The organism is Streptomyces viridosporus T7A (genome assembly GCF_008704515.1).
GTDB lineage: Bacteria > Actinomycetota > Actinomycetes > Streptomycetales > Streptomycetaceae > Streptomyces > Streptomyces viridosporus.
In genome coordinates this window covers 7,037,156-7,054,799 of sequence record NZ_CP023700.1, presented here as the reverse complement: position 1 = coordinate 7,054,799, position 17,644 = coordinate 7,037,156, and the positions used below count along the sequence as shown (strand labels likewise).

The window sequence follows — 17,644 nt, the reverse complement described above, 5'->3', positions numbered from 1 at the left end:
AGCCTGCCTCTTTGTGAACGTCCCTGGTTCAGCGATGAGCTGCCCGGGCGGAGCCTTTCCCCGCTGCGCGACGCGCGGGACGTGTCCGCGACCCACCGGTCGACACACCGGATGGTGCGGCTGACACCGGGCTCCACGAGTCGAAGGAGGTGGCGCGTGTGGGCGGACTGGAGACAGCTCAGTTCAACGCCCTGGTGGTCGTAGGTCTGCTGGTCTTCTTCTACGGAGGGACCTTCCTGATCTCGACCCGCATCGGCAAGAAGGAAGAGAACGCCGACGGTTACATGACCGCCGGCAACAACATCGGCTTCGGGATCTCCGCGGCCAGCATGACGGCGACCTGGATCTGGGCGGCCTCGATGTACGCGTCCGCGACATCCGGCTACACCTACGGCATCTCGGGCCCCATCCACTACGGGCTCTGGGGCGCCCTGATGATCCTCTTCATCTACCCCTTCGGCCGGCGGATCCGCGCCGTGGCACCGAAGGCGCACACCCTCGCCGAGGTCATGTACGCCCGGCACGGCCGCTCCAGCCAGTTGATGCTCGCCGGCTCGAACGTCGTCGGCAGCCTGATCAGCCTGATGTCCAACTTCATCGCCGGTGGCGTGCTGATCTCGATGCTGTCGCCGTTCACCTTCACCCAGGGCGTCTTCGCCGTCGCCGCGGGCGTGCTGCTCTACACCCTGTGGTCCGGCTTCCGCGCCTCGGTGCTCACCGACTTCGTGCAGGTCGTCGCGATGCTGGGCGCGGTGGCCGTCATCGTCCCGTTCATCTTCCTCGCGGCCGACTTCCCGGCGGCGTTCGAAACCGGCGCCGCCCACCTGACCGCGGAGCAGGGCGACTTCTTCTCCAGCGTGGCCTTCATGGAGCAGGGCGCTCCGTACATCGCCGCGGTGCTCGCCTACGCGATCGGCAACCAGACCATCGCGCAGCGGCTCTTCGCGGTGAAGGAGGACCTGATCAAGCCGACCTTCATCACCGCGACCATCGGCTACGGCGCGATGGTCATCGGTGTCGGCATGCTCGGCGTGCTCGCCCTCTACCTCGGCTACGAGCCGGTCGGCGGCGACCCGAACAACATCATCCCCGGGATGGCCGCCGAGTACCTGCCGCCCGTGCTGCTGGGCCTGTTCTTCATCATGATCGTCGGCGCGCTCTCCTCCACCGCCGATTCGGACCTCGCCGCCCTCTCCTCGATCATGATGGCCGACGTCTACGGCCAGAACGTGGCCGGCAAGGAGAAGGCCGACCCCAAGACCATGCTGCTGGTCGGCCGCATCACGATGGTGGTGGCGACCGCGCTGGCCGTGGCCTTCGCCAGCCTGCAGCTGAACATCCTCGACCTGCTGGTGTTCGTCGGCGCGCTGTGGGGCGCCCTCGTCTTCCCGGTGCTGGCCAGCTTCTACTGGGACAAGGTCAGCGGGAAGGCGTTCACCACCTCGGTGCTCGCGGCGCTCGCGGTGTTCCTGCCGGTCCGCTTCGGCTGGATCTCCGTGGACGGCGCCTTCGGCATCGTCGTGGACGTGCTGTCGGTCATCGGCATCGGCGTCGTCCTCGGCCTGATGGTGTTCGGCTTCTTCGGCGCCAGGGCGGCGAAGATCGTCGGTGCGGCGGCGGTGGTGGTGTCCGCGCCGTTCGCCATCGGCTCCCTGCACGAGTACGCCACGCTGTGCGGCTCACTGGTCGCCTACTCGGTGTCCACCGTCATCTGCTGGGCCATGTCCGTGCGCCGGCGTGAGGGCTTCGACTTCGGCCTCATCGCGCAGCGCACCGGTGACTTCGACGGCGGCTCGTCGGCGGCCGCGGTGCCCGTGTCGGCGGCCGCCGACGGCGAGGCCCGGGTCCCGAGCCCGGCAGGAGACGCCGACGGCGATCCCGAACCCGCCGGAACCAGCGCCAAGTGACCCCCGAGGAGGCACCGTGACCACCGCAGCCCTGACCGTGTACGTCCTGATGTGGCCCGCGCTCGTGGCCGTCGTCCTGTTCGTGATCAGCCGAGGGTTCTTCCGCGAATGGGCGGAGGCCCGCCGCAACGGCGAGGACCTGATCTGACCCGGCGCCCGGCCCCGTCCCCGGTGCCCTCGGGTGCCGGGGACGGGGCCGGGCCGCGCAGGGGCCGACCCCCCCGTCGGCCGCGTCACCGACCTGTCCGAACGGCCCCTTCAGAACCGGGCGGGTTTGAGCGGCAGGGCGACCCAGACCACCTTGCCGCCGCCCGCGGTGTGCTCGACGTCGCAGGCCCCGCCCGCCTCGAGGGTGATCTCGCGCACCAGGAGCAGTCCGCGGCCCCCGGTGCGGCCGTGGTCGGTCTCCAGGGCGGTCGGGCGGTAGGGGTGGTTGTCCTCCACGGACACCCGGATCCACTCGGCACCGACGGCGACCTCGACGGCGAGCACCGGGGACAGCAGCGCCGCGTGCCGCACGACGTTGGTGACCAGCTCCGAGACGATCAGCAGCAGCCCCTGCAGCACGTCGTCCGCGACCGGCACCCCCTGGCGCAGCAGCAGGTCCCGTACGGCGTGGCGGGCCTGCGGGACCGAGGCGTCGACGGCCGGGGCGGTGAAGCGCCAGACGCCTTCGTACGGCAGCGGATCCACGGCCCCCGTCTCGGCGGAACCTTCCGTGCCCTGGGGGCGTGGGCCGGGCCCGCGCCCTTGGTCGTCCATCGTCCGGTCGCCACCCTCACGCTCGATTGTCGCCACATGCCGAGTGTTGGTAACGACTCGCTCCGTGCCGAAGTGCTGAACACAAGTCAGCACATATCGAGCGTTCCTGACCGTTGGCGTATGACACCGTCGATTGCGGGACTGTTCCGGTCCGCCTCGTGCCGTGTCGGCGAACTCTTCGGGTTGTACGGGTTTGGCGCCGACACGTCCGCTCCGTACGGTTCCCGCTCCCTCTCCCTCCTTACCTTCTCTCCTCTCCCTCTCCTCTCCCCTCCTCCTGCCTCCTCCTGCCTCCTCCCGCCTCCGTCGTGCGTCCGCGCGGAACCGGGCGGGCTCCTGCCGACCGGGGCGCCGGCCGGGGCGGATAGCATCCGGCGCATGGAGGAGCCCCAACTGCTGCACGGTGTCGCCGACTCGGTCGCCACGGTCGTCATCCGCCATCCGGCGAAGCGCAACGCCATGACGGCCGCGATGTGGGCCGCCCTGCCGCCGCTGCTGGACGCGCTGGCGGACGACCCCGGGGTACGGGCGCTGGTGCTCACCGGGGCGGGCGGGACGTTCTGCGCCGGGGCCGACATCTCCACGCTCCAGGGGTCGCCGCTGCGGGCCCAGCGGCTGGCCGTCGCGGCGGAGGAGGCGCTCGCCGCCTTCCCCAAGCCGACCCTGGCCGCGGTCCGGGGGCACTGCGTGGGCGGCGGGGCGCAACTGGCCGCGGCCTGTGATCTGCGGTTCGCGGAGCAGGGGGCGCTGTTCGGTGTGACGCCGGCGAAGCTCGGGATCGTCTACCCGGCGTCCGCCACCCGGCGACTGGTGTCGCTGGTGGGTCCGGCCACGGCCAAGTACCTCCTGTTCTCGGGCGAGTTGATCGACACCGAACGGGCCCTGCGCACCGGCCTGGTGGACGAGGTGCTGCCCGGGGGCGAACTGGAGAAGCGGGTCGCGGAGTTCACCCGGGTCCTGGCCTCCCGTTCGCAGCTGACGCAGGCCGCGGCGAAGGAGTTCGCGGACGGGCGCACCGACCGCGACGCCCACTGGGACGCACAGGCGCGCGGAAGCGGCGACACCGCGGAGGGGGTCGCCGCGTTCCTGGAGCGCCGGCCGCCGCGCTTCACCTGGACCGCCACTACGTCAGGGTGAAGCGGCTCCCGGCCCGGAACTCCTCGACGAGGTGCGCGGGCGCCTTCTGCGGGGACCCCGCGTCATAGGGCGGCTGCGGGTCGTACTCGGTGAGCAGTTGGACCGCCCGGGCGTGGTCGTCGCCGGCGATCCGGCCGAGCAGGGTGAGCCCCATGTCGATGCCGGAGGAGACACCGGCCGCGGTGACGTACTTGCCGTCGGTCACCACCCGCTCCCCGGTGGGCTCGGCGCCGAAGCGCCTCAGGTGCTCCAGCGCCAGCCAGTGGGAGGTGGCCCGGCGTCCCTCCAGGAGTCCGGCCGCGGCCAGCAGCAGGGATCCGGTGCACACGGACGTCGTCCAGGTGCTGTTCGCGTCGGCGCCGCGCAACCAGTCCAGCAGGACCCCGTTCTCCATCTGGGGCGTCTGCCCGGGGCCGCCGGGAACGACGACGACGTCCGGGGTCGGCACCTCGGCCAGGGCCCGGTCGGCGGTGATCGCGAGCGCGCCGGTGTCGCTGCGCACGGGGCCGGTCCGCTCGGCGACGAAGACGGTCTCCGCGTCCGGGAGGCGGCCGAGGGTCTCGTAGGGGCCCACGGCGTCGAGGGCGGTGAAGCGGTCGAAGAGGACGATGGCGATCTGCATCGGGAACCTTTCAGGATCGGGTGGGAACGGACCGGAAGCGGCGGCGGTACTCCGCCGGTGACGTACCGAGGGCCCGGACGAAGGCGCGGCGCATCGCCTCGGGGGTGCCGTAGCCGCTGGCGCGGGAGATCTCCTCGACGCCGTCACCGGTGTCCTCCAGCAGGCGCCGGGCGTGTTCGAGGCGGACCCGGTCGACGTAGCGGCCCGGGGTCGTGCCGGTCTCGGTGCGGAAGGCGCGGGCGAAGTGGCGCGGCGAGAGGGCGGCGCGGGCCGCGAGCGCCTCGACGGTGAGATCGGCGTCGGGGTGCTCGGTGACCCAGTGCTGGACCTCGCGCAGCGGTTCGCGTCGCGCGGTCTGGGCGGCGAGCTGGGCGCTGAACTGGGCCTGGTTCCCGGGCCGCCGCAGGAAGACCACCAGTTGCCGGGCGACGGTGAGGGCGGCCCGGCGCCCCAGGTCCTCCTCGACCAGGGCGAGCGCGAGGTCGATGCCCGAGGTCACGCCGGCCGACGTGGCCACGTGGCCGTCACGGACGTAGATGGGGTCCGGGTCGACCTCGACGGCCGGGTGTTCCCGGGCGAGCCGGCCGCAGTGGGCCCAGTGCGTGGTGGCGCGGCGGCCGTCCAGCAGCCCGGCTGCGGCGAGCAGGAACGCGCCCGTGCAGACGGAGACCAAGCGCTCGGCGCGCGGTCCGTGTCGGCGCAGCCAGTCGGTCAGCCGCGGGTCGGGCCGCCGGGTGCCCTCTCCCCCGGGGACGAGCAGCGTGTGCGGGCCGGGCGCGTCGGACAGGGCCCGGTCCGGTACGACGGTCAGGCCGCTGCCCGTGCGCACGGGAGCGCCGTCCGGGGAGGCGGTGCACAGCCGGTAGGTGCCCGGGGTGTGCTTCTCGGCGCCCGCGAAGACCTCCGAGGGACCGGTGACATCGAGGCTCTGCACGCCGTCGAAGAGGACGACGAGCACGGTTCGCTGCGTCATGCGGTCGATTCTTGGCGGGCCCGGTGACGGCCGCAATGACGGGTTCCCCACCTTTCCTGCCACGCCCGGTCGGCGGCGGGCGGGCGGACGTCAGGCATGTCGAAGCGTTGGCGAGGTACCCGCCCCGTCACCGAGTCCGCCCCGGCCGCCGTGGCCGGGAGAGCGAAAGGGGAGACACGTGTTCCGTGCCATCGCAGACGTCCTGCGCCAGATCGGCGGCGCCGTCGCCACCGTCGTGACCCTGCCGTTCCGGGCGCTGGCCCGGCTCTTCGGCGGTGCCTCGTCCACCGCCCGCGGCCACCGCGCCTGAGACCGCCCGTGCGGTGTCCGGGCGCGTCGCCGCCCTGATCCACGGTTGTCGGCGCCACCTGCCACAATTGCCGCGCAACCTCAGTGGAGAAGGCGGTACGGGAACGTGACGACACCCCTCGCAGGGTCCATCGAAGGCAGGATCGCCGAGGAACTCGGCGTACGGGAGCGGCAGGTCAAAGCCGCCGTGGAACTGCTCGACGGCGGTTCGACGGTGCCCTTCATCGCCCGCTACCGCAAGGAAGCGACCGAGATGCTCGACGACGCGCAGCTGCGCACGATCGAGGAGCGGCTGCGCTATCTGCGGGAGCTGGAGGAGCGTCGTACGGCGATCCTGGAGTCGGTGCGCGAGCAGGGCAAGCTGACCGACGAGCTGGAGGCCCGGATCCGGGGCGCGGAGACCAAGGCGCGCCTGGAGGACATCTACCTGCCGTACAAGCCCAAGCGGCGCACCAAGGCGCAGATCGCGCGCGAGGCGGGGCTGGAGCCGCTGGCGGAGGGGCTGCTCGGTGACCCGGGCGTCGATCCCCTCGCCGCGGCCGCCGCGTTCGTGGACGCCGACAAGGGCGTCGCGGATCCGCAGGCCGCCCTGGACGGCGCGCGGGCGATCCTCACCGAGCGGTTCTCGGAGGACGCCGACCTGATCGGCGAGCTGCGCGAGCGGATGTGGGTGCGCGGGCGGCTGGCCGCCAAGGTGCGCGAGGGCAAGGAGGAGGCGGGCGCGAAGTTCGCGGACTACTTCGACTTCGCCGAGCCGTTCACCGAGCTGCCCTCGCACCGGGTCCTGGCGCTGCTGCGCGGCGAGAAGGAGGAGGTCCTCGACCTCGTCCTGGAGCCGGAGGAGCCGGTGGACGGCCCGTCGTCGTACGAGGGGATCGTCGCGAACCGGTTCGGGATCGCCGACCGGGGGCGTCCGGCGGACAAGTGGCTGCTGGACACGGTCCGCTGGGCCTGGCGCACGCGCATCCTGGTGCACCTCGGCATCGACCTGCGGCTGCGGCTGCGCACCGCGGCCGAGGACGAGGCGGTGCGGGTCTTCGCGGCCAACCTGCGCGACCTGCTGCTGGCGGCCCCGGCGGGCACCCGCGCGACGCTCGGCCTGGACCCGGGCTTCCGCACGGGCGTGAAGGTCGCCGTGGTGGACGCGACCGGCAAGGTCGTGGCCACGGACGTGATCCATCCGCATGTGCCGGCGAACCGGTGGGACGAGGCGATCGCCAAGCTGGCCCGGCTGGCGAAGGAGCACGCGGTCGAGCTGGTCGCGATCGGCAACGGCACCGCGTCCCGCGAGACCGACAAGCTCGCCGGTGAACTCATCGCCCGGCACCCCGAACTGGGGCTGACGAAGGTGATGGTGTCCGAGGCGGGCGCCTCCGTGTACTCGGCCTCCGCCTTCGCCTCCCAGGAGCTGCCGGAGCTGGACGTGTCGCTGCGCGGCGCGGTGTCCATCGCCCGCCGGCTCCAGGACCCGCTGGCCGAGCTGGTGAAGATCGACCCGAAGTCGATCGGGGTCGGCCAGTACCAGCACGACCTGTCCGAGGTGAAGCTGTCGCGTTCGCTGGACGCGGTGGTGGAGGACTGTGTGAACGGCGTGGGCGTGGACGTCAACACCGCGTCGGCCCCGCTGCTCGCCCGGGTCTCCGGCATCTCCTCCTCGCTCGCCGAGAACATCGTGGCCCACCGGGACGTCAACGGCCCGTTCACGTCCCGCGGCGAGCTGAAGAAGGTCACGCGGCTCGGACCCAAGGCGTACGAGCAGTGCGCGGGCTTCCTGCGGATCCGCGGCGGCGATCCGCTGGACGCCTCCAGCGTGCACCCGGAGGCCTATCCGGTCGTGCGGCGCATGGTGAAGACCTCCGGCCAGGAGGTGGCCGCCCTGATCGGCAACACGGCGGTGCTGCGGTCGCTGAGGCCGCAGGACTTCGTGGACGAGACGTTCGGTCTGCCGACCGTCACCGACATCCTCAAGGAACTGGAGAAGCCGGGGCGCGACCCCCGGCCCGCGTTCCGGACGGCCGCCTTCAAGGAGGGCGTGGAGAAGATCTCCGACCTGTCCTCCGGGATGGTCCTGGAGGGCGTGGTGACGAACGTGGCCGCCTTCGGCGCGTTCGTGGACGTCGGCGTCCACCAGGACGGTCTGGTGCACGTCTCGGCGATGTCGAAGACGTTCGTCAAGGACCCGCGGGACGTGGTGAAGCCGGGTGACATCGTCAAGGTGAAGGTCCTGGACGTGGACATCCCGCGCAAGCGCATCTCGCTGACGCTGCGCCTGGACGACGAGGCGGCCGGGCAGGGCCGCACGGACGGCGGCGACGAGCGCCGGCAGCGCGGTGGGCGTCCGCCGCAGCAGCGTCAGGGCCGCCGAGGCGGCGGCGGTGGCGGTGGCGGTGGCTCGCGCCAGGCGGCCGCGCCCTCGAACAGCGCGATGGCCGACGCCCTGCGCCGCGCCGGTCTGGTCGACCCGAAGCGCGGCGGGCGCTGAGCCGTTCCCGTCGCCACCGGGCCCGGGTCCCGCGCCGCCGTGCGGGGGCCCGGGCCCGCTCGGGTCCGCAGGGTGCCGGTATGCGGACCTCACGGGTCGTCACGGGGGACGTCACCGCGAGCGAGGGGTACGGGACGGCCCGGGTCGAGCTCGACGGCACCGCGCACGGTCCGGTGGTCGACCACCCGCGGCCCGAGCGGCGGATGACGCGCCGTCAGCGCTCGGCCACCTTGCCGTCCGTGACCTCCAGGCGGCGGGTGACGCGGACCGCGTCGAGCATGCGGCGGTCGTGGGTGACCAGCAGGAGGGTGCCTTCGTAGGCGTCGAGGGCGTCCTCCAGCTGTTCGATGGCGGGCAGGTCGAGGTGGTTGGTCGGCTCGTCGAGGACCAGGAGGTTGACGCCCCGGCCCTGGAGGAGGGCGAGGGCGGCGCGGGTGCGTTCGCCCGGGGAGAGGGTGGCCGCGGGGCGCAGGACGTGGTCCGCCTTGAGGCCGAACTTGGCCAGCAGGGTGCGGATGTCGGCCGGTTCCAGGTCGGGGACCGCCGGGCGGAACGCGTCGAGCAGCGCTTGCGGTCCGTGGAACAGCGCGCGGGCCTGGTCGACCTCGCCGAGCAGCACGCCCGGGCCGAGCGCGGCGTGGCCGGCGTCGAGCGGGACGCGGCCCAGCAGGGCGCCCAGCAGCGTGGACTTGCCGGCGCCGTTCGCGCCCGTGACGGCCACCCGGTCCGCCCAGTCGATCTGCAGGGACACCGGGCCGAGCACGAAGCCGCCGCGCCGCACCTCGGCGTCCCGCAGGGTCGCCACCACCGCGCCGGAGCGCGGGGCCGCCGCGATCTCCATGCGCAGCTCCCACTCCTTGCGCGGCTCCTCGACCACCTCGAGCCGCTCGATCATGCGCTGCGTCTGGCGGGCCTTGGCGGCCTGCTTCTCACTGGCCTCGCTGCGGAACTTGCGGCCGATCTTGTCGTTGTCGCCGCCCGCCTTGCGGCGCGCGTTCTTCACGCCCTTGTCCATCCAGGCGCGCTGCATCTGCGCACGGTCCTGGAGGGCGGCCTTCTTGCCGGCGTACTCCTCGTACGCGTCGCGGGCGTGCCGGCGGGCCACCTCCCGCTCCTCCAGGTAGGCCGCGTAGCCGCCGCCGTAGAGGTTGATCCGCCGCTGGGCGAGGTCGAGTTCGAGGACCTTGGTGACGGTGCGGGTGAGGAACTCGCGGTCGTGGCTGACGACGACGGTCCCGGCGCGCAGTCCGCCCACGAAGCGCTCGAGGCGCTCCAGGCCGTCCAGGTCGAGGTCGTTGGTCGGCTCGTCGAGGAGGAAGACGTCGTAGCGGGACAGCAGGAGGGAGGCCAGCCCGGCGCGGGCCGCCTGTCCGCCGGAGAGCGCGGTCATCGGCCGGTCCGGGCCGACGGCCAGGCCGAGGGAGGCGGCGACCTCCTCGGCGCGCTCGTCGAGGTCGGCGCCGCCCAGGGACAGCCACCGCTCCAGGGCGGCGGCGTACGCGTCGTCCGCGCCCGGCGCCCCGGCGACCAGGGCTTCGGTCGCCTCGTCCAGGGCCCGCTGGGCCTCGGCGACACCGGTGCGGCGGGCCAGGAACTCCCGCACGGTCTCGCCGGGCCGGCGCTCCGGCTCCTGCGGGAGGTGCCCGACGGTCGCGGTCGGCGGGGAGAGGCGCAGCTCGCCCTGTTCGGGGGCGGTGAGCCCGGCGAGCAGGCGCAGCAGCGTGGACTTGCCCGCGCCGTTGGCGCCGACCAGCCCGATCACGTCACCGGGGGCGACGACGAGGTCGAGGCCGGTGAACAGGGAGTGGTCGCCGTGACCGGCGGCGAGGTCCTTGGCGACGAGGGTGGCAGTCATCAGACCGCCGATCCTAACGGCCGTGCGCGGTGGGAGGCGCCCCGGTTCCTCACCGCCCCACGGCCGTCACCAGCACCGTCCCGGCGGCGCGGGCCACGACGAACGCCTCGCCCCTCACCGCCTTCGGATCCAGGGGGACGCGGTGGCGGCCGGGTTCCAGGACGCCGTCGAAGAGGTCCTGGGCGCGGGTGCGGGAGAGGCGGTCGACGCGGTAGGCGGTGAGCCGCACCCGGCAGGACGAAGTCACCTCCACCTGCGCCCCGTCGCCGGCGGCGGTGAGGTCCGTCAGGCGGCGCCGCTCGCGCGGACTGCGGTCGAGGGCGTGTTCGGTCTGGGCGAGGAGGAGCGGAACGGCCGGGGCGAGGCCGTCGACGAAGGGCACGTCCACCCCGGCCGCGGCGAAGGCGCGGCGGACGGCGTCGCGCTCCGCGGCGCCGGTCGACCGGCCGAAGACCACCGCGTCGTAGCCGCGCAGCTCGTCGGCGGGGACGCCGTCGGTGTCCTGGGCGGTGTCGGCACCGATGCCGATGGTGCGCAGGGCGGCGGCGAGTCCGGTGAGCAGGGCGAGACGGGTGCCGATCAGCAGGACCCGGCGCCGGGCGCCCGGGGAGCCGCCGTCCAGCAGGGCGGCGAGGGCCGCGCGGTACTCGGCGCCGCGGAAGCGGAAGGGGCCCATGCCGTGGTAGCCGTTGAGCTCCAGGTCGGCCTGCTCGCCGGTCTGCCAGGCGAAGTCCCGCCAGATGAAGTCCTCGCCGTCGCGTTCGATGACCGCGGTCACCGCACCGCAGGCGAGGTCCGCGCACTCGGGGCAGCCGTAGACGATGTACCGGCCGGCGGGCAGCGGCGCCTCGCTCTCCAGCAGCAGGCCGCGGACCTGGGCGGTGAAGATGGCGGGCGGGACGTCGGAGGCGAGCGGGGAGACGGCGTCCAGGTCACGGAGGCGGAACAGCAGCGGGCACCCGTCGACGACGAAGTCGACGAAGTCCCGGTGGACCTGGTAGTCACCGCCCGCAAGGAGCGCACCCGCCCGGGTCGCCGGTGCCAGGCCGAAGGTCGTGTACTCGGCAGCCATGCGGTGAGTATTCCCCCCGGGGCACGGGCCCGAGCGCGGCATGGGGTATTCCGCTAATGTCCCCGCGATGGGAACCGAAGCGGACTGCGATGTCCTCGTGATCGGCGGTGGGGTCGTCGGGCTGACGACGGCCGTGGTCCTCGCCGAACGCGGTGTGCGGGTGCGGCTGTGGACGCGGGACCCGGTGGAGCGGACCACCTCGGCGGTTGCGGGCGCGCTGTGGTGGCCCTACCGGATCGAGCCGGTGACGGCGGTGCGCGCGTGGGCGCTGCGGTCGCTGGAGGTGTACGAGGAGCTGGCGGCGCGGCCGGGGACGACCGGCGTACGGATGGTCGAAGGAGTACTGGGCGAGACCCCGCTGGACGAGGTCGGCGCCTGGGCCGCCGCGCGCCTGCCGGGGCTGCGCGGGGCGACGGCCGAGGAGTATCCCGCCGGGTCGGGGGTGTGGGCGCGTCTGCCGCTCATCGACATGTCGACCCACCTGCCGTGGCTGCGGCAGCGGCTGCTGGCGGCGGGCGGGGCGGTCGAGACGCGTGCGGTGGCGGACTTCGCGGAGGTCGGTGCTCCGGTCGTGGTCAACTGCACGGGGCTGGCGGCACGGGACCTCGTGCCGGACCCGTCGGTGCGGCCGGTGCGGGGGCAGCTGGTGGTCGTGGAGAACCCGGGGATCGACACCTGGACGGTCTCCACGGACGCCGACGGCGCGACGACGTACTTCTTCCCGCAGCCCGGACGGCTGGTGCTGGGCGGCACGGCGGAGGAGGACGCCTGGTCCCTGGAGCCGGACCCGGCGGTGGCCGGGGAGATCGTGCGGCGGTGCGCGGCGCTGCGGCCGGAGATCGCCGGTGCGCGGGTCCTGGAGCACCGGGTGGGCCTGCGCCCCGCCCGGGACACGGTGCGCCTGGAGCGGGCACCGCTCGCGGGCGGGCGGCTGCTGGTGCACAACTACGGCCACGGCGGCGCGGGCGTCACGGTGGCCTGGGGCTGCGCGGAGGAGGCGGCTGGCCTGGCCGCCGGCTGAGGCGCGGGGCGACGTCCGGGCGGAGGACGGCCGCCCGGACGGCGGCGGGGCGGGGCCGTCCGTCCCCGGACGGCCGGGCGGAGCGGTCAGTGCTTGCCGATCGGGTCCCCCTCCACGTCCGGGCCGCGGCCGGGGCCGATGCGGAGCTCGAACTCGCCGTCGTACCTCCTGTGGCCCCGGATGACGGCGAGTTCCACCGCCTCGGAGCCCATCTCGCCGCGCACGATGAGCGGGTCCCGGCGCAGATCGCGCATGAGCGCCACGCACATGAGGATCATCACGACGACGAACGGTGCCGCCGCGAGGATCGTGAGGTTCTGCAGGCCGGTCAGCGCGTCGCCCTGGCCGCTGCCGACGAGCAGCATGATCGCGGCCACCGCGCCGGTGACGACGCCCCAGAACACCACCACCAGGCGGCCCGGCTCCAGTGCGCCCTTCTGCGAGAGGGTGCCCATGACGACCGAGGCCGCGTCGGCGCCCGAGACGAAGAAGATGCCGACGAGGACCATCACCAGCAGGCTCGTGGCCGTGGCGACGGGGAACTGCTGCAGCACCGCGAAGAGCTGGCCCTCGGGCGTGGACTTCTCGCCGAGCCTGCCCTGCTCCTGGAGCTTCATCGCGGAGCCGCCGAAGACCGCGAACCAGATGAGGCTGACCGTGCTGGGCACGAGGATGACCCCGCCGACGAACTGGCGGATCGTCCGGCCCCGGCTGATGCGGGCGATGAACATGCCGACGAAGGGCGTCCAGGAGATCCACCACGCCCAGTAGAAGACGGTCCAGCTGCCCAGCCAGGCGGCGACCCCCTCACCGCCGCTGGCCTCGGTACGGGCCGCCAGCTGGGGCAGCTCGCCCAGGTAGGAGAAGACGGAGGTGGGCAGCAGGTCGAGGACGACGATGGTCGGGCCGGCCACGAACACGAACAGGGCGAGCACCAGCGCCAGCACCATGTTGGTGTTGGAGAGCCACTGGATGCCCTTCTCCACCCCCGAGACCGCGGAGGCGATGAACGCCACCGTCAGCACCGCGATGATGCCGACGAGCAGGCCGGTGCTCACCTTGTCCATCCAGCCGAGCTCCTGCGCACCGGAGCCGATCTGCAGCGCGCCGAGACCGAGCGAGGCCGCGGAGCCGAAGACGGTCGCGACGATCGCCAGCATGTCGATGACGCGCCCGCCGACCCCGTTCGCGTTCCGCTCCCCGATGAGCGGGGTGAAGACGGCGCTGATGGTCTGCCGGCGGCGCCTGCGGAACGTGCTGTAGGCGATGGCGAGACCGACCACCGCGTAGATCGCCCAGGGGTGGAGCGTCCAGTGGAACAGTGTCGTGGCCATGGCCACTTCCATGCGGTCACCGGAGTCGGCCGGGGCGGTGCCGGGCGGCGGCGTGGTGTAGTGCGCCAGCGGCTCGCTCACGCCGTAGAACATCAGACCGATGCCCATGCCCGCGCTGAACATCATCGCGACCCAGGACACGGTACGGAACTCCGGTTCCTCGCCCTCGGCGCCGAGGTGGATCCGGCCGTAGCGGCTGATCGCGAGCCAGAGGGCGAAGACGACGAAGCCGGAGGCGGCCAGCATGAACGCCCAGCCGCCGTTGTGGATCAGCCCGCCGAGCGCGCTGCTGGAGACGGCCTCGAGGGAGTCCGTCGCGGTGGCACCCCAGATCACGAACGCGAGGGTGAACACGGCCGTGACGCCGAACACCACCCGGTCGGTCCGAGGGCTTTCCCGGCCGGGCAGGCCCGCTTCCGAACCCGGGAGCGGGCCTGCCGTACCGTCCTTGTCGCTGTGATGGTCCTGCGTCACCGGCGGCACCTTTCCTCGAACTCATGGGCGGAGTGCGCTCCTCCCGAGATGCCCCTACCACGTGTGGCGCAAAACTCACCTTCTCAGCAGGACCTATCGGGCTCCCCCGCCGTGAGGTGGTACGCGGCGCGTTCGTCGAGGAGCAGCGGGACGAGGGCCCGCAACGGCTGCCGCAGGGGCACGAGGACGCCGTCGCCGTCCCGCCGGACGCGCACCCCGTGCAGCGCCAACTCGTCCCGGACGTCCGCGTACCGGCCGGGAGTGAGGCGGTAGCCGCACGGCGGATCGGTGATCGTCTCGGAGGGTTCGGGCGGGTCGTTGTCGGCTCCGCCCAGGTGGACGGGTCCGGTGTCGGCGCGACCGGCGGCGCGCGCCGCGTCGGTGGCCGCCTCGATCTGCCCGCGGCGCTCGCCGGCGAAGCGCAGCAGCCCTCCGAGTGCGGCGAGCTGGGAGTCCACCCTGCGCCGGTGGTTGAGGGCCGCGTCGGCCCGCTCCGCGTCGGTGAGCGGGTCGACGCGGCTCTCGACGAGCAGGCCGACGCCGTGCTTGATTCCGGCCATGTTGCGCAGGATGCGCTCCTGTCCGTCGCCGGCGGTCTGTCGGATCGGCTCACCGGTGACGGGATCGGTCCAGATGCCGTAGGTGCCGGTCGAGTGGCCGGCGGCTTCGGCGGCGGGGCGCACGTAGGCGCGGGACAGGGTCCGTGCGGCCTCGTGGACGGCCGGATGGGTGTTGGGGTTGCGCGGCCAGAGGTCGAACAGGTCCTTGTCGTAGTACGGGGGTGTGGCGCCGTACTCGTGCAGGTCGTAGATCACGTCCGGGCGCCGGTCGCGGACGACGGCGGCCAGGGCGCGGCCCTCGGCGGTCCTCAGGGCGAGGTGGTCGCGGTTGACGTCGACGCCGTCGCCGTTGCCCCGGGTGTCGGCGGCCCGGCCGTCGGGGTTGGCGGTGGGCACGACGAGCACCGTGGTGCGCTCCAGGAAGCGGCGGGTGGGCCGGTCCTCGGCGAGGGCCAGGTCGCGGACGGTGGTGAGGCAGGCCTCGCGGCCGGCGGGTTCGTCGCCGTGCTGGCTGCAGACGAGCAGCACCGTGTGGGAGGTGGGCCGGGTGCCGATGCGGACGAGCCGGAGCGGGCGGTCCTGCCCGGTCGTGCCGATCCGGGTGACGGACATCCGGCTGCTCGCCCGGTCGACGGCCACGAGGAACCGCTGTTCCTCGGACAGGGTGGTCCAGCGGGCGCCGTCGCTCGTCTCGAACCCGGTGCGGGGCGGGGCCTCCTCGCCGGCCCGGGCCGGTGCGGTGACGAGGGAGGCGGCGAAGGTGGCGGCGAGGGTGGCGGCGGCGAGGACCGGGGCGCGCTTCACCGGGCCTGCCCGGGGATGCGGTGGGCGGGGGTGTCCGGCCGGCCCACGCCGTTCAGGACCGTGTCCCGGGCCCCGGCGTGCGAGCCCGCGGTGGCGCGGGCGAACGCGGCCGTTCCGCCGACGAACGGGACGTGGGCGGTGGTGCGGGCCAGGTCGAGGGTGAGCGTCGGGGTGTCCGCCGGGGGGTCGATCAGGCCCCGGTCGGTGCCCGCGACGATCAGCGCCAGGCGGTGCCCCTCGGGCACGACGTGGTCGGTGGCCGCGAGGTCGAGGGTGGTCGTGTACCGCTTGCCCGGGGTGAGCGGGGCGCCCTCGCCGGTGTCGGCGCGGTGGCCGAGGTCGGCCCAGCCGCGGCTGACGACGGTGTGGTCGACGTCGACGGTCTTCGCGCGGGTCTCCTTGAAGCAGGAGCTGTCGCCCGCGGTGCTCGCGCCCCAGCAGGTGCGCTCGGTGAGGGTGGTGATGCCTTCGCCGGCGTCGGCGTAGTCGCGGACGGTGTCGGGGCCGAGGTCCACGAGAACGGCGGACAGATGGGCCGTCGGGGTGCTGGGGGTGACGGTGACGGTGACCCGGGAGGAACCGGACAGCCGCAGGTCCCGGGTGAGCGGTCCGGTGACGAACCCGGCCTTGTCCGGGGTCGGCGTGTGGACCCGCGCGGCCCAGTCGGTCTCGCCCAGCCGCGGGTCGTCGGTGAAGGTCTCGGTGCCCTTGCCCCTGCGCAGGCCCAGGGTGCCGACGCCCGGCTCGGTGCCCCGGGCGGGGCGCAGGGCCACGGTGTGCGTGCCGCGCGGCGGCCAGGCCGCGGAGGTCACCCACTGGTCGGGGCGGCGCTCGATGTCGGCCACCGGTTCCCGGTCGATGCCGTTGTCGTAGCCGAGGAGTTCGTGGTCGAACCAGCGGTGCAGGGTGTCGACCCACTCGGCGCGGCGGAAGTCGAAGGGGTCGACGTGACCGGTCTGGGAGAGCCAGATCTTGCGTTCGACCCCGTTCTTCGCGAGCGCGTCCCACCAGGGGCCGACGTGCTGCATCCGCACGTTGAGGTCCTGCATGCCGTGCACGAGGAAGACGCTGGCCCGCACCTTCTTCGCGGCGCGCACGTAGTCGCGTTCGGTCCACAGCGGCGTCCGGTCGCCGGTGCGCGGGGCTCCGTCGACGAGCTCGCGCTGGACGGCGGCGCACCGGGACCGGGCGTCGGGGCTCTCGACGTAGTGCGACAGCCAGTCGGGGCCCGAGTCGTAGAGCGGGGCGCCCTGGGTGAAGTAGTAGTCGTACCAGGAGGAGATGGCGGCGATCGGGACGATGGTCTCCAGGCCCTCGACGCCGGTCGCGGCGACTCCGTTGGCGATGGTGCCGTCCCAGCTCTTGCCGATCATGCCGGTGCGGCCGTTGGTCCAGTCGGCCCGGGCGCGCTCGGTGCCGGTGCGGGTGGTGTAGGCCCTGCCCCGTCCGTTCAGCCAGTCGACGACGGCCTTGGCGGACTGGATGTCGGAGCGGCCGCCCACGTCCACACAGCCGTCGGACCGGTTGGTCCCGGCCAGGTCGACGCCGACGACGGCGTAGCCGCGCGGCACGAAGTAGTTGTCGTAGAACAGCGGCATGCCCACGATGTCGCCGTCGGCGTCGTAGGTCTTCCGCTGGCTCTCGTTGCCGCGCCCGCAGCAGGAGTAGTACGGGCTGGCGTCCATGATGACGGGGACCTTCCGGCCCCGCTGCGCGGGTTCGCGGGGGCGGACGATGTCGACGGCGACCCGGTCGGTCCTCCCGTCGCGGTCCTCGTCGAGTCCGGTGTCCACCCAGACGGCCTCGCGGACGGCGTCGGCGTAGGAGTGGACGGGCAGGCTCCCGCGCGGCGCGGCCTCTGCCGCGACCGGGGTGAGCAGCGCGGCCGTCAGGGCGGCGGTGGCCGCCGTCGCGAGCGGTCTCCAGGTCGTGAAGCGCGTGCGTTTCGGCATGCGCGGGACGGTACATCGGTCAACACCCGTGCAGAAGAGGGCACCTGACGCCCCGTGGGAAAACCGGTGGCCGGAAGCCGACGGCGGCCGGGACGCGGCCGCTGCCGCCGGCGCCGCACGCGAGGGACCCCGACGCGGTCCGCGCGCGGGGAGCGGCTGAGGCGGCGCACCGCGCGGTCGGGCTGCCGAGCCGCGCGGGCACCGGGTGCCGGGGCCGCCTCGGCACCGGCGTCCTGGCCGACGCGGTCATGCCCGCGGCCGGCCACCGTCCCCCGGGCGGGCCGGCCCGGGAGGGCCGGAGACGGTGGTGCGCACGGCCCTGACCGGCCCGGGGCGGTCGGGTTCGACGTGACGGTCCTCGACTCCCCTCCGGAGGAGGA

Annotated in this window: 14 protein-coding genes; 6 read left to right on the top strand and 8 right to left on the bottom strand. The window is 73.6% G+C overall.

Features of this window, described 5'->3' with window-relative positions; translation table 11 throughout:
- Nucleotides 1-158 precede the first annotated feature (158 nt).
- A complete protein-coding gene (locus CP969_RS32190) occupies nucleotides 159-1,907 on the top strand; it encodes a sodium:solute symporter family protein (RefSeq protein ID WP_016823672.1) in 1,749 nt (582 codons plus the stop codon).
- Nucleotides 1,908-1,923: 16 nt separating this feature from the next.
- A complete protein-coding gene (locus CP969_RS34075) occupies nucleotides 1,924-2,055 on the top strand; it encodes a putative transporter small subunit (protein WP_004980291.1) in 132 nt (43 codons plus the stop codon).
- A 110-nt stretch (nucleotides 2,056-2,165) separates the two neighbouring features.
- On the opposite strand, the gene CP969_RS32185 is transcribed toward CP969_RS34075, so the two are convergent.
- Nucleotides 2,166-2,669 carry an ATP-binding protein gene (locus CP969_RS32185; protein WP_051044346.1) on the bottom strand — a complete coding sequence of 168 codons (504 nt, stop codon included), beginning with the start codon at nucleotides 2,667-2,669 and terminating at the stop codon, nucleotides 2,166-2,168.
- A 378-nt stretch (nucleotides 2,670-3,047) separates the two neighbouring features.
- On the opposite strand from CP969_RS32185, the gene CP969_RS32180 reads away from it, so the two are divergent.
- Nucleotides 3,048-3,806 carry an enoyl-CoA hydratase/isomerase family protein gene (locus CP969_RS32180; protein ID WP_016823676.1) on the top strand — a complete coding sequence of 253 codons (759 nt, stop codon included), beginning with the start codon at nucleotides 3,048-3,050 and terminating at the stop codon, nucleotides 3,804-3,806.
- On the opposite strand, the gene CP969_RS32175 is transcribed toward CP969_RS32180, so the two are convergent.
- Both CP969_RS32175 and CP969_RS32170 read right to left on the bottom strand, forming a co-directional pair.
- Nucleotides 3,793-4,428: a DJ-1/PfpI family protein gene (locus tag CP969_RS32175; protein ID WP_004980297.1), complete on the bottom strand. Its 636-nt coding sequence runs from the start codon at nucleotides 4,426-4,428 to the stop codon at nucleotides 3,793-3,795. The genes CP969_RS32180 and CP969_RS32175 overlap by 14 nt on opposite strands.
- Before the next feature lie 10 nt (nucleotides 4,429-4,438).
- Complete coding sequence (locus CP969_RS32170) at nucleotides 4,439-5,401, bottom strand: GlxA family transcriptional regulator (protein ID WP_004980298.1); 963 nt, start codon at nucleotides 5,399-5,401, stop codon at nucleotides 4,439-4,441.
- A 178-nt stretch (nucleotides 5,402-5,579) separates the two neighbouring features.
- On the opposite strand from CP969_RS32170, the gene CP969_RS34350 reads away from it, so the two are divergent.
- Both CP969_RS34350 and CP969_RS32165 read left to right on the top strand, forming a co-directional pair.
- Nucleotides 5,580-5,711 (top strand): LPFR motif small protein, encoded by a 132-nt coding sequence (locus CP969_RS34350; protein WP_004980301.1) that lies wholly within the window; start codon nucleotides 5,580-5,582, stop codon nucleotides 5,709-5,711.
- Between the two features lie 105 nt (nucleotides 5,712-5,816).
- Nucleotides 5,817-8,192, top strand: coding sequence for a Tex family protein (locus tag CP969_RS32165; RefSeq protein ID WP_016823679.1), 2,376 nt, complete (start codon nucleotides 5,817-5,819; stop codon nucleotides 8,190-8,192).
- A 214-nt stretch (nucleotides 8,193-8,406) separates the two neighbouring features.
- Here CP969_RS32165 and CP969_RS32160 read toward each other — a convergent pair whose 3' ends face one another.
- On the bottom strand, nucleotides 8,407-10,047 hold the full coding sequence (locus tag CP969_RS32160; protein WP_016823681.1) for an ABC-F family ATP-binding cassette domain-containing protein: 1,641 nt from the start codon (nucleotides 10,045-10,047) through the stop codon (nucleotides 8,407-8,409).
- A gap of 49 nt (nucleotides 10,048-10,096) precedes the next feature.
- Nucleotides 10,097-11,119 (bottom strand): hypothetical protein, encoded by a 1,023-nt coding sequence (locus tag CP969_RS32155; RefSeq protein ID WP_016823683.1) that lies wholly within the window; start codon nucleotides 11,117-11,119, stop codon nucleotides 10,097-10,099.
- A gap of 67 nt (nucleotides 11,120-11,186) precedes the next feature.
- Between CP969_RS32155 and CP969_RS32150 the strand changes: the two genes are divergently transcribed.
- The gene (locus CP969_RS32150) at nucleotides 11,187-12,140 is read left to right on the top strand and encodes an FAD-dependent oxidoreductase (protein ID WP_016823684.1); all 954 of its coding nucleotides are present in this window, start codon (nucleotides 11,187-11,189) and stop codon (nucleotides 12,138-12,140) included.
- A gap of 86 nt (nucleotides 12,141-12,226) precedes the next feature.
- Here the strand turns inward: CP969_RS32150 and CP969_RS32145 are convergent, their stop codons facing one another.
- The 3 genes from CP969_RS32145 to CP969_RS33355 all read right to left on the bottom strand — a co-directional run bounded on the left by CP969_RS32145 (nucleotide 12,227) and on the right by CP969_RS33355 (nucleotide 17,264).
- Complete coding sequence (locus tag CP969_RS32145; RefSeq protein WP_016823686.1) at nucleotides 12,227-13,948, bottom strand: BCCT family transporter; 1,722 nt, start codon at nucleotides 13,946-13,948, stop codon at nucleotides 12,227-12,229.
- A gap of 83 nt (nucleotides 13,949-14,031) precedes the next feature.
- A complete protein-coding gene (locus CP969_RS33360) occupies nucleotides 14,032-15,312 on the bottom strand; it encodes a M14 family metallopeptidase (RefSeq protein WP_016823688.1) in 1,281 nt (426 codons plus the stop codon).
- Complete coding sequence (locus CP969_RS33355) at nucleotides 15,309-17,264, bottom strand: Xaa-Pro dipeptidyl-peptidase (protein ID WP_016823690.1); 1,956 nt, start codon at nucleotides 17,262-17,264, stop codon at nucleotides 15,309-15,311. The genes CP969_RS33360 and CP969_RS33355 overlap by 4 nt, the downstream gene beginning before the upstream one ends.
- Between the last annotated feature and the right edge of the window lie 380 nt (nucleotides 17,265-17,644).